14 protein-coding genes are annotated in these 15763 nt (G+C 64.3%); 13 read left to right on the top strand and 1 reads right to left on the bottom strand.

Features of this window, described 5'->3' with window-relative positions; translation table 11 throughout:
• Positions 1-17: 17 nt before the first annotated feature.
• The 7 genes from C7G42_RS17400 to C7G42_RS17370 all read left to right on the top strand — a co-directional run bounded on the left by C7G42_RS17400 (position 18) and on the right by C7G42_RS17370 (position 7803).
• On the top strand, positions 18-509 hold the full coding sequence (locus tag C7G42_RS17400) for a tripartite tricarboxylate transporter TctB family protein (RefSeq protein ID WP_106950167.1): 492 nt from the start codon (positions 18-20) through the stop codon (positions 507-509).
• Positions 510-557: 48 nt separating this feature from the next.
• Entirely contained in the window at positions 558-2057 is a 1500-nt protein-coding gene (locus C7G42_RS17395; RefSeq protein ID WP_106950166.1) for a tripartite tricarboxylate transporter permease, read from the top strand.
• A gap of 358 nt (positions 2058-2415) precedes the next feature.
• Complete coding sequence (gene oxlT, locus C7G42_RS17390) at positions 2416-3708, top strand: oxalate/formate MFS antiporter (RefSeq protein ID WP_106950165.1); 1293 nt, start codon at positions 2416-2418, stop codon at positions 3706-3708.
• Between the two features lie 251 nt (positions 3709-3959).
• On the top strand, positions 3960-5282 hold the full coding sequence (gene oxlT, locus C7G42_RS17385) for an oxalate/formate MFS antiporter (RefSeq protein WP_106950164.1): 1323 nt from the start codon (positions 3960-3962) through the stop codon (positions 5280-5282).
• A gap of 190 nt (positions 5283-5472) precedes the next feature.
• Positions 5473-5901 (top strand): CBS domain-containing protein, encoded by a 429-nt coding sequence (locus tag C7G42_RS17380; RefSeq protein ID WP_106950163.1) that lies wholly within the window; start codon positions 5473-5475, stop codon positions 5899-5901.
• Positions 5902-5998: 97 nt separating this feature from the next.
• Positions 5999-7018, top strand: a complete 1020-nt coding sequence (locus C7G42_RS17375; RefSeq protein ID WP_106950162.1) for a 2-dehydropantoate 2-reductase — start codon at positions 5999-6001, stop codon at positions 7016-7018.
• The gene (locus C7G42_RS17370; RefSeq protein WP_199580957.1) at positions 7018-7803 is read left to right on the top strand and encodes a fumarylacetoacetate hydrolase family protein; all 786 of its coding nucleotides are present in this window, start codon (positions 7018-7020) and stop codon (positions 7801-7803) included. Before C7G42_RS17375 ends, C7G42_RS17370 begins: the two co-directional genes overlap by 1 nt.
• 997 nt (positions 7804-8800) lie before the next feature.
• Here the strand turns inward: C7G42_RS17370 and C7G42_RS35850 are convergent.
• On the bottom strand, positions 8801-9124 hold the full coding sequence (locus C7G42_RS35850) for a hypothetical protein (protein ID WP_245427773.1): 324 nt from the start codon (positions 9122-9124) through the stop codon (positions 8801-8803).
• A 7-nt stretch (positions 9125-9131) separates the two neighbouring features.
• Here C7G42_RS35850 and C7G42_RS35845 point away from each other — a divergent pair, with 7 nt between their 5' ends.
• The 6 genes from C7G42_RS35845 (at position 9132) to C7G42_RS17335 (ending at position 15664) form a co-directional block, all read left to right on the top strand.
• A complete protein-coding gene (locus C7G42_RS35845) occupies positions 9132-9365 on the top strand; it encodes a hypothetical protein (protein ID WP_245427771.1) in 234 nt (77 codons plus the stop codon).
• A gap of 171 nt (positions 9366-9536) precedes the next feature.
• The gene (locus C7G42_RS17360) at positions 9537-11633 is read left to right on the top strand and encodes a phospholipase D-like domain-containing protein (RefSeq protein WP_106950160.1); all 2097 of its coding nucleotides are present in this window, start codon (positions 9537-9539) and stop codon (positions 11631-11633) included.
• A gap of 245 nt (positions 11634-11878) precedes the next feature.
• The gene (locus C7G42_RS17355) at positions 11879-12076 is read left to right on the top strand and encodes a hypothetical protein (protein ID WP_502694212.1); all 198 of its coding nucleotides are present in this window, start codon (positions 11879-11881) and stop codon (positions 12074-12076) included.
• Between the two features lie 48 nt (positions 12077-12124).
• On the top strand, positions 12125-12775 hold the full coding sequence (locus C7G42_RS17350; protein ID WP_106950159.1) for a hypothetical protein: 651 nt from the start codon (positions 12125-12127) through the stop codon (positions 12773-12775).
• A gap of 899 nt (positions 12776-13674) precedes the next feature.
• Positions 13675-14670: an NAD(P)H-dependent flavin oxidoreductase gene (locus C7G42_RS17340; protein ID WP_106950157.1), complete on the top strand. Its 996-nt coding sequence runs from the start codon at positions 13675-13677 to the stop codon at positions 14668-14670.
• Positions 14671-14695: 25 nt separating this feature from the next.
• Positions 14696-15664: a quinone oxidoreductase family protein gene (locus C7G42_RS17335; RefSeq protein ID WP_106950156.1), complete on the top strand. Its 969-nt coding sequence runs from the start codon at positions 14696-14698 to the stop codon at positions 15662-15664.
• Positions 15665-15763: the final 99 nt, after the last annotated feature.

The raw sequence follows: 15763 nt of genomic DNA, 5'->3' as shown, positions 1-15763 counted from the left end.
TTCCGCCTGGAGCTGTCATGACCGAACAATCCGAATCCGGCCCTGCCCACAAGACGCTGGAGATGGGCATGGCGCTGTTGATCGGCGCCTTTGGGCTCGTCGTGATCTTCGGCAGCATCAAGGCCGGCATCAACTGGGGCGCAGAAGGCCCGCGTGCCGGATTCTTTCCGTTCTATGTCGGCGCCGCCATCGTCGTCGCCAGCGCGATCAATCTCTGGAGCGCGCGACGCGACGACGACGGCCGCCGGTTCGCGGCATGGGGACAGCTTCGCCAGGTCATGAGCGTCGTCGTACCCACCGCGATCTATGTCGGCTCGATGCCGTTCATCGGCCTCTACGTCGCGTCGATGATCTTCATCGCCTGGTTCATGCGCTGGCTCGGCGGCTATCGCTGGCTGACGGTCACCGCGGTGGCGGTCGGAATGCCGGTGGTGACCTATCTCGTTTTCGAGCGCTGGTTCCTGGTCCCGCTGCCCAAGGGGCCGTTCGAGGAATGGCTCGGCTTGTAGAATGTAACAACTGCGCGCCGTCCCGTCACTGCTGCAGGATTCATCGATATGGAAGAGTTGGCCAACCTGTTTCACGGCTTTGCGGTCGCGCTGCAGCCCTACAACATCATGCTGATGATCATCGGCATCACTCTCGGGGTCGTCATCGGCGTGCTGCCGGGGCTCGGAGGCGCCAACGGCGTCGCGATCCTGCTTCCTTTGACCTTCAGCATGCCGCCGACATCGGCGATCATCATGCTGTCGTGCATTTATTGGGGCGCGCTGTTCGGCGGCGCCATCACCTCGATCCTGTTCAACATCCCCGGCGAGCCCTGGTCCGTGGCGACCACCTTCGACGGCTATCCGATGGCGCAGCAGGGCAGGCCCGGCGAAGCCCTGACCGCCGCTTTCACCTCCTCCTTCGTCGGCGCGCTGTTTGCCGTCATCATGATCACGCTGGTCGCACCGCTGGTCGCGGGCTTCGCCCTGCGATTTGGTCCGGCGGAGAAGTTCGCGGTGTACTTCCTCGCCTTCTGCAGCTTCGTCGGCCTCAGCAAGGAGCCGCCTTTCAAGACCATCGCGGCGATGATGATGGGCTTTGCACTCGCAGCGGTCGGCCTCGATTCGATCACCGGGCAATTGCGGCTGACCTTCGGCAGCACGGAGCTGCTCAACGGGTTCGACTTCCTGATCGCCGTGATCGGCCTGTTCGGGATCGGCGAGATTCTGCTGACCATGGAGGAAGGGCTCGCCTTCCGCGGCGGCAACGCCAGCATCAACCTTCGGGTCGTGCTTCAGACCTGGCGCGAGCTGCCCGCCTACTGGATGACCTCGCTGCGCTCCTGCCTGATCGGCTGCTGGATGGGCATCACGCCCGCCGGAGCGACGCCGGCATCCTTCATGAGCTACGGCATCGCCAAGCGCCTGGCGCGGCGCGGCAACAATTTCGGCAAGGGCGAGATCGAAGGCGTGATCGCGCCGGAGACGGCCGCGCATGCGGCGGGCACCGCGGCGCTGCTGCCGATGCTGTCGCTCGGCGTGCCGGGCTCGCCGACGGCTGCCGTGCTGCTCGGCGGCCTGCTGATCTGGGGCCTGCAGCCGGGGCCGATGCTGTTCGTCGAGCAGAAGGAATTCGTCTGGGGCCTGATCGCATCGATGTATCTCGGCAATCTCGCCGGCCTCATCGTCGTGCTCACCTGCGTGCCGCTCTTCGCCGCGATCCTGCGCGTGCCCTTCGGCATCATAGCCCCGCTCATCCTGGTGCTGTGCGCCATCGGCGCCTATTCGGTGCACAACAGCACCTTCGACGTGATGCTGATGCTGGTGTTCGGCGTGCTCGGCTATCTCCTGAAGAAGTGCAACTACCCGCTGGCACCTCTCGTGCTCGCCATCGTGCTCGGCGACAAGGCGGAGGAAGCCTTCCGCCAATCGCTGCTGGGATCGCAGGGCTCGCTTGGGGTGTTCTTCTCCAACGGCCTCGTCAGCACCATCATGGCGCTCGGTCTGGTCGCCCTGTTCTGGTCGGCGATCCAGGAAGGCTACAGCCGGCTGCGCATGTCGATGGCGTGAGGCGCGCACCGGCGGCCGCCGGACCCGACGCACGACAGAACTTCTGGAATATAGAATTCCAAGGATTAAGCGGTCACGGCGGCGCACCTACGTCTGCCACCGACCGAAGCCGAAGCTCTGAATACGCGGTTCCGGCAGCAGCTTGTGGCTCAGCCCCACGAAGACACTTCACGAAATCAATGCCTTGACCACAGGCGGCCGCGATTGGGCTTTACAATCGGGCTGCCATGCCGCATGTGATGAATCCGCGATATTTCGCCGCACCCTCCAGTCCGTCGCTTGAATCTTGGCATAATGAATACCAGGATGCGGGCCAGCGCACGCATAAAAAATGATCGGCGCGTTCGGGAGGGTTTTTATGACGGACATGGTGCAGTCAACAGCGGCCCCAGGTGTCGCGCGGGTCAGCGATGCCTATCGCTGGGCGCAATTGGCGGTTGGTGTGGCGGCGATGGTGATGATCGCCAACTATCAATACGGCTGGACGTTCTTCGTCCCCGACATCCAGAAGAAGTTCGGCTGGGATCGCGCGTCGATCCAATGGGCCTTTACCCTCTTCGTCCTGTTCGAGACCTGGCTGGTCCCGATCGAAGGATGGTTCGTCGACAAATACGGTCCGCGCCTCGTCGTGCTGGTCGGCGGCGTTCTCTGCGCCATCGGTTGGGCGATCAACGCGCAGGCCACCACGCTCAACGGCTACTATCTCGGCATGATCGTCGCCGGCATCGGCGCCGGCGGCGTCTACGGCACCTGCGTCGGCAACGCGCTGAAATGGTTTCCGGACAAGCGCGGTCTTGCCGCGGGCATCACGGCCGCAGGCTTCGGTGCGGGCTCCGCGCTGACCGTCGCGCCGATCCAGGCCATGATCAAGGACAGCGGTTTCCAGACCACCTTCCTCTATTTCGGCCTCGGACAAGGCATCATCATCTGCATCCTCGCCTTCTTCCTGCTCGCGCCGAAAGCGGGCCAGGTGCCGAACGTGGTGGCAAACGCCAATCTGCTGCAGACCCGGCGCAACTATCAGCCGACCGAAGTGCTGCGTCAGCCGATCTTCTGGCTGATGTACTTCATGTTCGTGATCGTCGGCGCCGGCGGCCTGATGGTGACGGCGAACCTGAAGCCCATCGCGGCCGACTGGAAGGTCGACAACGTCCCGGTCACGCTGATGGCGGTGACGATGACGGCAGTGACGTTCGCGGCCACGATCGACCGCGTGCTCAACGGCCTGACGCGCCCGTTCTTCGGCTGGATCTCCGACATGATCGGCCGCGAGAACACGATGTTCATCGCCTTCGGCATGGAAGGCTTCGGCATCTGGATGCTCTACCTCTGGGGCCACGATCCGATCTGGTTCGTGCTGCTCTCGGGTTTCGTGTTCTTCGCCTGGGGCGAGATCTACTCGCTATTCCCCTCGACCTGCACCGACACGTTCGGCGCCAAGTTCGCGACCACCAATGCCGGGCTGCTCTACACTGCGAAGGGCACCGCCGCACTGCTGGTGCCGATCGCCAACTACATGCAGCAATCGTCGGGCACGTGGGACAGCGTGTTCATCATCGCGGCCGGCGCCAACATCCTGGCTTCGCTGCTGGCGATTGCGGTGCTCAAGCCGTGGCGCAAGGTCGTGGTCGCCAACTCGACCGTCGCCTGACGCGCTCTCCATAGCTCTTCACCGAGCAGACGCCCGGCCTCGCGGCCGGGCGTTTTCGTTTGGCTACTCCCGGCTGGCCCAGGGACGGGAAACCGCAGATTTGTGACAATCCGCCGCAGTTAGGGCTTGCATTCTGGAATATCGTATACCAAGCTCAGCGAAGCGCTTGCGACGATAAGACACAATATTTGCGACACTGGGTCATCTTGCAATCCCACGTCGCAATCAATCAGCGCGTTGGGAGGTTCTTGATGATTTCCAGCACGGACGGCGCCGTCACGGCCGCGCCTCTTCGCACAGGTTTCCGCTGGCTCCAGCTCGCCATGGGCATCGTCTGCATGGCGATGATCGCCAACCTGCAATATGGCTGGACGTTGTTCGTCGATCCGATCGATCACGCCCACCATTGGGGCCGCGCCGCGATCCAGCTCGCCTTCACCATCTTCGTCGTCACCGAAACCTGGCTGGTGCCTGTCGAGGCCTGGTTCGTCGACAAGTACGGCCCGCGCATCGTCGTCATGTTCGGCGGCGTGATGATCGCGCTGTCCTGGATTCTCAATTCCTACGCCGACAGCCTTCCCCTGCTCTACACGGCCGCCGTCATCGGCGGCATCGGTGCGGGCGCGGTGTACGGCACCTGCGTCGGCAACGCGCTGAAATGGTTTCCCGATCGCCGCGGCCTCGCCGCCGGCGCAACCGCCGCCGGCTTCGGCGCCGGCGCCGCAATCACGGTGGTGCCGATCGCCAACATGATCGCATCGAGCGGCTACCAACACGCCTTCCTGAGCTTCGGCATCGGCCAGGGCGTGATCGTGTTCGTGCTCGCCTTCTTCATCCAGCCGCCGCGTCTGTCGATCCCGCCGAAGAAGAAGCAGCTCAATCTGCCGCAGACCAAGATCGACTTCACGCCGCCGCAGGTGCTGCGCGCCCCTATTTTCTGGGTGATGTACCTCGTCTTCGTCATGGTCGCCTCCGGCGGTCTGATGACCGCGGCGCAGATCGCGCCGATCGCGCACGACTTCAAGATCGCCGACACGCCTGTTACGCTCGCGGGCTTCCAGATGGCGGCGTTGACGTTCGCGATCTCGCTCGACCGCATCTTCGACGGCCTCGGTCGCCCGTTCTTCGGCTTCGTGTCCGACACGATCGGCCGCGAGAACACCATGTTCATCGCCTTCGGCACCGCAGCCCTCATGCTGTTGACGCTGTCGGCCTACGGTCACGTCCCGGTCGTGTTCGTGCTGGCGACCGCGGTGTATTTCGGCGTGTTCGGCGAGATCTACTCGCTGTTCCCGGCGACCTGCGGCGACACCTTCGGCTCGAAATTCGCAACCACCAACAACGGCATGCTCTACACCGCGAAGGGCACCGCTTCGCTGCTGGTGCCGCTCGCGAGCGTCATCTCGACCGCCTATGGCTGGAAGGCCGTGTTCGTGGTGGCCGTGGCGCTGAATGCGACGGCGGCGTTGACGGCGCTGTTCGTGATCAAGCCGCTGCGCCGCTCCTTCATCCTGGGCAAGGAAGCCGAGAGCGCGAATACCGCAACGACGAACGCCAAGACCGAGACGGCGTAGCGACCACACGCCATCGGATGGGTCAAAAGGGGCGCAGCGGTGCGCCCCTTTTTCTTTGGCTTCTTCGCCCTCACGCGTCCGGCAACGTCAGTATTGCTGTCGCAAGATTTTTCGGATCACCCAAACCAGCGCTTGACGATTGGCATTATGTATACCACACTTCCTCCAACATTCACCCAGGGAGGTTGCAATGCTGGTCGGAGACATTCTGCGCAAGAAGACGCCGCGTGTCGTCACGGTGCGGATGAACGAAACGGTGGGTATCGCCGCCAAGCTGATGCGGGCCAACAACATCAGCGCTCTCGTGGTCAAGGACGTGGTCCGCTCCGAGGGTAATACCGCCGTCGGCATGTTCACCGAGCGCGACGTGGTGCGCGCCGTTGCCGAGCACGGCGCGAACGCCGTCAACGTCAAGGTCTCGCAGCTGGTCTCGGTGCAGCAGCTGGTGTCCTGCAGCTCGAGCGACACGCTCGAGCAGGTCCGCCATTTGATGAACCGGCATCACATCCGCCATTTGCCTGTCATCGACGATTACAGCCTCGTCTCCGTCATCAGCATGCGCGACATCGCCGCTGCCGTGGACGAGGCCATCAACGGCGCGCCGCAAGCCGCCGCCTAAACGACGCACACTTCCCCTGTGACTACCGGCCCCGGCTCGGACCCTCCGAGCCGGACCGGATCCTTTGTCCCAAATTCCGGTCACCCGTGAGGATTCCATGAAGGTCTGCATCTACGGCGCCGGCGCGATCGGCGGATATCTCGGGGTTCAGCTTGCGCGCGCCGGCGCCGATGTCAGCCTCATCGCACGCGGCGCCCATCTTGCCGCCATGCGCGAGCGCGGCCTGACGCTGCTCGCCGGCGATGAGACGCACACCGTCGATCCGCGCTGCACCGACGATCCCGCCGAGCTCGGCGTGCAGGACTACATCATCATCACGCTGAAGGCGCATTCGATCACCGGCGTGATCGAGAAGATGCAGCCATTGCTCGGGCCGCACACCCGCATCGTCACCGCCGTCAACGGCATCCCCTATTGGTACTTCTACAAACACGGCGGCCAATACGAGAATTCGACGCTGGAAAGCATCGACCCCGGCGGGCGGCAATGGCGCGAGCTGGGGGCCGAACGCGCCATCGGCTGCATCGTCTATCCCGCCACCGAGATCGAGGCGCCCGGCGTGATCCGCCACGTCTACGGCAACAATTTTCCGCTCGGCGAGCCCTCCGGCGAGGTCACGCCTGACGTGCAGCGCCTCGCCGATTTGTTCGTCGCGGCCGGGCTGAAGGCGCCGGTGCTCGACCGCATCCGCGACGAGATCTGGCTCAAGCTGTGGGGCAATGTCTGCTTCAATCCCATCAGCGCGCTGACCCATGCGACACTCGACGTGATCTGCACCGATCCGTCCACGCGTGCGCTGTCGCGCGCGATCATGGTGGAAACGCAAGCGATCGCCGAAACCTTCGGCGTCAAATTCCGCGTCGACGTCGAGCGCCGCATCGAGGGCGCCCGCAAGGTCGGCGCGCACAAGACCTCGATGCTGCAGGACCTCGAGCGCGGCCGCCCGATGGAGATCGACCCGCTCGTCACCGTGGTGCAGGAGATGGGCCGCCTCACCGGCATCACCACGCCCGCGCTCGACTCCGTGCTGGCGATGGTGACCCAGCGCGCCCGCATCGCCGGCCTCTATGACGGCGTCTCGACACTTCACGATCCCCGCGCACTGGCGGTGGCGTGATGGCGGTCGAGACGAAGCAATGGCTGCGCTTCCGGAACAATGGCGCGACCGGATTCGGCACGCTGAGCCCATCCGGCATCAGCGTGCACGAGGGCGAGATGTTCGGCCGCAACGCCGCGACCGGCAAGATTCTGGCGCGGTCGGAGGTCGAGTGGCTCGCGCCCTGCGCGCCCAGCAAGATCGTCGCGCTCTGGAATAATTTCCACGCGCTCGCGGCCAAGCTGAACCAGCCCGAGCCGACGGAGCCGCTCTATCTGCTCAAGGCCACCACCAGCATCACGACACCCGGCGCCGTAATCCGCCGCCCCTCTTACTACGACGGCAAGACCACCTATGAAGGCGAGCTCGGCATCGTCATCGGCAGGACCTGCGCCCGCGTGTCACCGGCCGAGGCACACGGCTGCATCTTCGGCTACACCTGCGTCAACGACATCACCGCCAACGACATCCTGACCAGCGATCCCACCTTTCCGCAATGGGCCCGCGCCAAGGGCATCGACGATTACGGCCCGTTCGGCCCGGTCATCGCGACCGGCCTCGATCCGTCAAAGCTGACTGTCCGCACCATCCTCAACGGCGTCGAACGGCAGAACTATCCGATCTCGGACATGATCTTCAGCGCCGAGGTGCTGGTCTCCAGGATCTCCCACGACATGACCCTGCTCCCCGGCGACCTCATCGCCGTTGGCACCTCGGTCGGCGTCGGCGTGATGAAGGATGCCGCGAACACGGTGACGGTGGCCATCGACGGCATCGGCGAACTCACCAACGAATTCCGGCTGTAGCCGCCGACACCGTCCCGAAGACCGGATGAACGCAGCGACATCCGGGACGGGTCTTCGCGCGGTCCAGACTTATTCTCGCCGCAGCGCGGCAAAATTGATCCGGCGCAAATCGCGCCGGCCCGGCCGCCTTTATCCTCCCGGCAATAAATTTCTGAGGCCAGGGAGGACGCCATGACGAATGCATCTAATGCGCTTTTGTGGACGGCTATGTACTTTGCTCTCGCGTTCGGTGCGATCTTTGTAGTCTGGTTCGCCGACAAGATACGCTCGAGCATCCTCGGGAAATAATAGCGCGCACGACGCATAGCCCAGCGGGGCGCCATTCGGGGGCGGCTCTTCGCGTGGTCCCGCATACGCTCCTGCAGGTTGCGAACGCTGCTCGATCCGTGGTGGCGAGGGATGACGCGTGCGTGGGAAGGTCTGGCCGGGAAACCCGGCCCCCTTCCACGCCGCTTCACCCATCGGCCAACGCAACCAGCCGTGGATCGGGATCGCTCGTCCGGAGCAGTCCCACAAGCCACCACGCCGCCTTGCGCTCGGCTCCGCTCTTGGCAATCACGCCAAGATGTGTGCCGGCGTGAGGAATTCACGATGTGGCTGTTTTTCCTGGGTTGTACGGCTGGTGGCCATCGCGTTCCTCGCCCAGCCGGCATTTGGCTACGACATTGCCCACCTGCCCGCCTCGTTCGCGGCGCTTCCCATGCCGCAGCGCATCGCGACCGGCACCGTCGGGGCGATCGCGCTGGCGCTGATCGGGGCAACCACTTGGCGGTTGTTGCGCCAGGACCGCAGCCTGAACGCTGCGCGACCGCCTCAAGAAGACTCGCGAGGACGTCGTCGTCGCCCACGCCCTGCAAAACCATCTCGACGCCACCGTCCAGCACCTGATCGAGAGCGCCCTCCAAGAGGCCGTCTCTGCCCTTCACGACAAGCTGGGCGAGGTCGAGCAGCGCGCCCTGCTCCAGCAGGCCCGCAACCAGTCCGCCGACATGCACGATCAGCTCGCCGAAATCCGCCGCCGCCAACAGGCGTTGCGTGAGATGGTCGGCAAGGTCGCCACCAGCGCCGCGCGGTCGAGCCGGTCTTCACCGAAATCCGCGACCGCCAGAACCAGCTCGAACGCTCCCTGCACGACCTCGAGACCGACGACCGCAAGAACAACCTCGCTGACCGGCAGAGGGACATCGCGCGCGACGTGGCGGCGCTTCCGGGTCGGGTGAGCGCGGTGCAGGAGACGTTTGCGACCCTCAACCAGTACAAAGGAAGACCTCGCCCAATCCCACGCCGAGCTTGCGCCTCTGCGGTCGAGCGACGCTGGCATCAACGCCTTGATCGGCGAGCTCAGCCTCAGCCATGACCGCATGGCCAAGAGCATCGACGAGCTCGAGACCGGCGGCGAAACGCCGCTCGGCTCCCGCGTCGAGACGCTGTCGAAGAACAAGATCGAGATCGAGCAGCGCCTCGCCCGCGTCTTCGACAAATTCAACGCGCTCGATGCCTTGCGCAAGGACATCGGCGGCATCTTCGCGACGATCCGCAATAGCCTGAACTGGATCGGGTGACACTGACCCTGCACCGCAACAAATCGAGACCGCCAGCTATTCTCGGTTCACTCGGGCCGTGATACAATCTAGACGCGAGCATTTGGATTTCTGGTTTTTCGACTCGATCATCATTCCATCGCCGGCCGACACGCCGATGCCGGCCAACATTGATATTCGGAGGATGCGTCCATGGCCGCCCGAAGAGTCGCCAAGTCTGCCAAGAAGACCAAATCCAAAGCAAAGACGTCGAAATCAAAGGCCAAGGCAAAGGCCAAGTCGAAAAAGGCCGTGGCCAAATCCAGATTGGCCAAGAAATCCAAAGCAGCCAAGAAGTCTAGATCGGTCAAGAAGTCTAAATCGGTCAAGACTGCCAAGTCCAAGGCGAGCAAGAAAGCCGCCAAGGCGAAGAAGAGCAAGACCGCGAAGAAGAGCACGACCGGCGCGTCCAAGACGAAAAAGACCGGCACGGGCAAGCCTGCGAACAAGGCGGGCACGTCGACCAGGCCGCCAGCCACGACGCCGCCGGCCGTTCCCACGCCGGCAGTGACACCGCCCACCCCGTCGAATCCACCCCCGGGCGCGTCGGGCTTCCAGGTCGTTGGCACCAACGCCAATGCGCCTTTTTCGCTGAAACTGCATCGCGGCGACGGCATGACGCTGGTTGCGATGAACTGGAAGGCCGGCCAACCGCCGGCGAATTTCGTTGGCTTCGCGATCGAGTACCAGGAGCCCGGCGGCACCGCGTTCTTCGCGTTGAACAATCGGCTTGGCTTTCTCGACGCGGCGGGCACCGTCAATCCCCAAAAGCTTTCGACCCTGCAATCGCCGATCCAGAAATTCCGTTGGGTGCATTTCCCACGTAACGCCGAACTCGTCGGCGACTTCATCTATCGCGTCACGCCGATGTTCATGGATGCGCAAGGCACCCTCAGCAAGGGCGAGCCGCAGCAGGCGCCGATCCAGCTCGCGCGCGAAACCTATCCCGGCATCGCCAATGTCACCTTCACCCGCGGCTTCGTCTCGTCGCAGGCCTTCGTCGACCGCTATTTGGCGCATGGCCCGATCAACACGCTGGTGGCGCCGCTTGCCGCGCAGGGGCTCGACTTCAAGCCGACCCATCCCGACACGCAGGCCGCGCTGGCCTGGATGGGATTTGAGGCGCGCGGGGCGATCCTGCAAACCCTCGACGAGGCGATCGCCGACCATGCCGAGGTCCGCGTCGTCGCCTACGACCTCAATCTGCCTGAAATCCTCGACCGCCTCGTCCAGCTCGGACCGTCGCTCAAGATCATCATCGACGACAGCGACTCGCACGGCGACGGCGATTCCGCGGAAACTGCTGCGGAGAGCCGGCTGGTGGCCTCGGCCGGGCGCCAAAACGTGCTGCGCCAGCATATGGGCAATCTGCAGCACAACAAGACGATCGCGGTGAACGGGCCGACCGTGAAGAAGGTGGTGTTCGGCTCGACCAATCTGTCCTGGCGCGGCTTCTACGTGCAGGCCAACAACGCCCTGGAGGTGACCGGCCAGAAGCCCGTCGATCTCGCCTTCGAAGCATTCGACGGCTACGTCGCCCAGAGCAACAGCGCCGCAGGCTTCGGCGCGACGCCCTCGGCCGACTGGCAGGATCTCGGCCTTCCCGGCATCGATGCCAAGGTGGCGTTCTCGCCGCACAGCGCCGCCAACGCCAAGCTTGACGAGATCGCTGCCGACCTCAAGACCACGACGTCGTCACTGCTCTACTCGCTCGCCTTTCTATTCCAGACGGGCGGCTCCGTGCGTGACGCCATCGAAGACCTCACCAAGGACGACAATATCTTCGTCTACGGCATATCCGACAAGAAGGTCGGCGGCATCGACGTGCAGGACCCCAATGGAAACGTCTCGCCGGTGTTCGCCGCCGAGCTCGGCGCCAATGTGCCGGAACCCTTCAAGTCGGAGCCGACCGGCGGCACCGGCACGCGCATGCATCACAAGTTCACCGTGATCGACTTCGACAAGCCGACAGCGCGGGTCTATCTGGGATCGTACAATTTCTCCAAACCTGCCGATCGCCAGAACGGCGAAAATCTCCTGATCATCAAAGACCGGCGCATCGCCGTGTCCTACATGATCGAGGCGCTCAGCATCTTCGACCACTACACGTTCCGGGTCGCGGTCAAGCAGGCCAAGAGCAAGGGCGAGAGGCTGCATCTGGCGCGGCCGCCGGGCCCGGGCGAAAAGGCGTGGTTCGATGACGACTTTACCGTCGGACACAAGATCAAGGATCGGCTGCTGTTCGCCTGAAAGGTGACAACTTAAATCGCGGGACGGGTCGCCCGAAGTGAACCCATCCCGCGAACGGCTGCGGCGGCGTCAGGAGCCGCGCAACTGCGAAACATCCGTACACATCACATCTGCGCGCGCCCGATCAATGCCGCCAACATGTCCCGCGCGCGCCGCAACTTGGTCGCATTCCGCCGCCTTTCTTGAAGGCGTGTCTGGGGGCACGGCATGACCGTGTTTCGACCAAACCTTCTAGGGGTATCGCTGTGAAGAAGATTGTAATTGCTCTGGGTGCCACGCTTGCTCTGGTGACGGCTGCGAACGCCGCGGATCTGCCGCGCCGCCAGCCCGTGCCTGTCTATCCGGCCGAGCAGGCACCGATCGGCAAGATGCCGATTGGCAAAAGCCCGGTTGGAAAAGCCCCGATCGGCAAGGCGCCCGGCCCGGTCTCCGCGCGCTACTGAGACGCAGCGCAAAACCAGCGTAGGCGGCCGACAGTCGAGGGGCAAAGCGTGACGAACAAACCTGATCGATCGGGACCCTGCATTTTAGCGGGGGTCACTCTCGCGGCCATGATCGCGTGTACGACGCCCTCGGCCTCGGCCCATGAAGCGAACAAGCGCGTTGCCGACGCCAATGCGCTTGCCACGACAGAGTCCACGTCAAGGCCGGCGCCGCAATCGACGCGGCGCTCCGTCGCCCGCGCGGAGAAGGGTCCTTATTACGTCGACTTCCGTGCCCGCACGGCCGCGAGCTGGGGCCACGCCTTTGTCTGGTACGGCAAGACCAGCGAGAAGGCGGTCGAGGTCGCCGGCCTCACGCCCGCCGGCGACACGTTGACCTACGTGCTCGGCCACCTCACCTTCGTTCCATCGGAGACCGGTGCGAGCTACGGCGATCTCGATCCGGAATATCTGACCGCGAGCTACCGCGTCTATCTGAACGAGGCCGACGCCAGGCGCGTGTTTGCCTACATCAAGAAACTGCAGGCGAACTCGCCGGTCTGGAACGCCGAGACCATGAACTGCACCGGCTTCATCGGCGACATCGCCGAGTTCATGGGCCTCGAGGTTCCCAACCGCTGGCAGCGTCCCGAAAACTTCGTCAACCGCCTCAAGGAAATGAACGGCGGCCGCCGGATGGTGCGGCTGTCGGCGGAGTAGCTCTACCGTCATTGATGCCGGAGTGCCCTTGGTGCACCGGCCGCGTCCGGCGTGACGCCCTCGTTCGTCGGGCAAAACACCCCGTCAAATCCGCGACCCCGCCTGTCAATCCCCATCCGTCAAAATATTCCAATTTACCGAAATTCTGATTTGCCGTACAAGCAGCTCACCCTGGCCCAAGACGAGGGGCGGATCGCGATCGTCACGAACCGCGGGCCGGGGTGCGATGGACGCGACGGCGTCGGGCGCGAGCAGCCTTGCAGGGCGGGACACCGTGAGCAAGGCAGGCTTCGCGCATACGACCCGGCACCGACAGCGTCTTCGCATGGCTTCGGGGGCGAGCACACGCCACCCCTCGGATTCCCAGCGAGGACGTGCGCGGACGGTCAAGTCGTGTGGTCCTGGCGCCCGGGGTCTGTGCGTCAAGTCCTGTGGTGATGTGGCGGCCAACCGGTGCGCGCATCAGTCATCCGCGAGGCGACGGGGGCAATAGTGCAACGCTCCCCGGGGAGAGCGCGAAGTACGCCGTAAACCATCGCGCAGGGAAGGCCGGGCGTTCGGCTCACCTGTGGTCCACCCCGTGTGCATCTTTTTGCGCACGGACTTACGGGTGAAAGCCGGCGCCCGGCCTTCCCTGCGCCCTTGTCTTTCGTGAGGGCAACGCGACGAAGCAAAGCTCGGGCCGAGATGCCGCGAGAGCGCGAAGGCGTGCCCAGTGTTTGAAGAGCCGGATCGAGGTTATCCGTGCCCCAGGATTGTCCACGCCACGGAATCCTCCCCCTCCCTGCATGATCGCCCTGCCCCCACCGCACGCCCCGCTGATAGACTTTTGCCAACCCCGGCGGCATCCTCCACGCATCAACCGATAACAAGGCCTGCGCCGCCCAGGGGGAAACATCATGCTGCAGACACGGTTCACCAAACTCGTCGGCGTCGAGCACCCGATCGTCCAGGGCGGCATGCAATGGGTTGGACGCGCCGAGTTGGTTGCCGCCGTTGCCAATGCCGGCGCGCTCGGATTCATCACGGCGCTGACCCAGTCGACGCCGGAGGATCTGACCAGGGAAATCGCGCGCTGCCGCGACCTCACCGACAAGCCGTTCGGCGTCAATCTCACCATCCTGCCGGCGATCAAGCCACCGCCTTATGCCGAATACCGCGCCGCCATCATCGAAGCCGGCATCACCGTGGTTGAGACCGCCGGCAACAAGCCGCAGGAGCATGTCGACGAGTTCAAAAAGCACGGCGTCAAGGTCGTGCACAAATGCACCAGCGTCCGCCACGCGCTCTCGGCCGAGCGCATGGGCGTCGACGCCATCTCGATCGACGGCTTCGAATGCGCCGGCCATCCCGGCGAGGACGACACGCCCGGCCTGATCCTGATTCCCGCCGCCGCCAACAAGATCAAGATCCCGATGATCGCCTCCGGGGGCTTTGCCGACGCCCGCGGTCTCGTTGCGGCACTGGCGCTGGGCGCCGAGGGCATCAACATGGGCACGCGCTTCATGGCGACCAAAGAGAGCCCGATCCATCAGCTCATCAAGGAGAAGATCGTCGCCAATGACGAGCGCGAGACCGAGCTGATCTTCCGCACCATGCGCAACACCTCGCGCGTCGCCAAGAACGAAATCTCGACCAAGGTCGTCGCGATGGAGAAGGAGGGCGCGAAGTTCGAGGATATCCGCGAGCTGGTCGCGGGCGCCCGCGGCAAGATGGTGTATGCAACAGGCAATTCCGACGAAGGCATCTGGTCGGCCGGCCAGGTGCAGGGCCTGATCCAGGACATCCCGACCTGCGCCGAGCTCGTCTCCCGCATCGTGCGCGAGGCGGAAGCCATCATCCGCAGCCGGCTCGAAGGCATGATCGTTCATCCGAACGCGCAAGCCGCAGAATAGTCACTGCAAGAAGCGAGAGCAATCCATGAAAGCCTACGTCTACGGTCCCAACGGCGCGACAATCTCCGACGTCGCTCAACCAAAACCCAAGGGCACGCAGGTGCTGGTTCGCGTGCGCGCCTGCGGGCTCAACCGCGCCGACACCGGCATGCGCAAGGGCCACGCCCATGGCGCCGCCGGCGGTGCCGGCACCGTGCTCGGCATGGAATGGGCCGGCGAGGTCGCCGAGCTCGGACCTGATGCCAAGGGTATGAAGATCGGCGACCGCATCATGGGCTCGGGCGGCGCTGCCTTTGCCGAATACACACTCGCCGATCACGGCCGGCTGTTCCGCGCGCCCTCGAACATGAACTTCGAGGAAGCCGCCACCCTGCCCGTCGCGCTCGCGACCATGCACAACGCCGTCGTCACCGTCGGCGGCGTGCAGCCGGGCCAGAGCGTGCTGATCCAGGGCGCCAGTTCGGGCGTCGGCCTGATGGCGATGCAAATTGCAAGACTCAAGGGCGCGAAGCTCGTGATCGGCTCCTCAACCGATGCCACCCGCCGCGGCCGGCTGAAGGAGTACGGCGCCGACCTCGCGGTCGACAGCTCCGATCCCAAATGGGTCGACGAGGTCCTGAAGGCAACGAACGGCGAAGGCGTCGACCTCATCGTCGACCAGGTCTCGGGCAAGGTCGCGAGCCAGAACCTCGCCGCGACCAAGGTGAAGGGCCGCATCGTCAATGTCGGCCGGCTCGGCGGCACCCATGCCGATTTCAACTTCGACCTGCACGCCGCGCGCCGCATCGACTATGTCGGCGTCACCTTCCGCACCCGCACCATCGAAGAGGTCCGCGAGATCTTCGAGGAGGTCAGGAAGGACATCTGGGGCGCGGTCGAGTCGCGAAAGCTACAGCTGCCGATCGACCGGGTGTTCGCATTCACCGACATCGACCAGGCGTTCGAGCACATGGAGGCGAACAAGCATCTGGGGAAGATTGTCGTGACGGTGTGAGTGGTGCGGCAGCGGAACGAGAGCGGCATGGCCCCTCTCCCTCCGCCCGTCATGGCCGGGCATGACGGAGTTGGCATCCCGCTCCTGCAACTCACTCGC

It is taken from the genome of Bradyrhizobium sp. MOS003 (genome assembly GCF_003020125.1).
In the GTDB taxonomy this organism is placed as follows: Bacteria; Pseudomonadota; Alphaproteobacteria; order Rhizobiales; family Xanthobacteraceae; genus Bradyrhizobium.
Note: the sequence above shows the minus strand (reverse complement) of the source record. Positions and strands in the feature narration are given on the sequence as shown.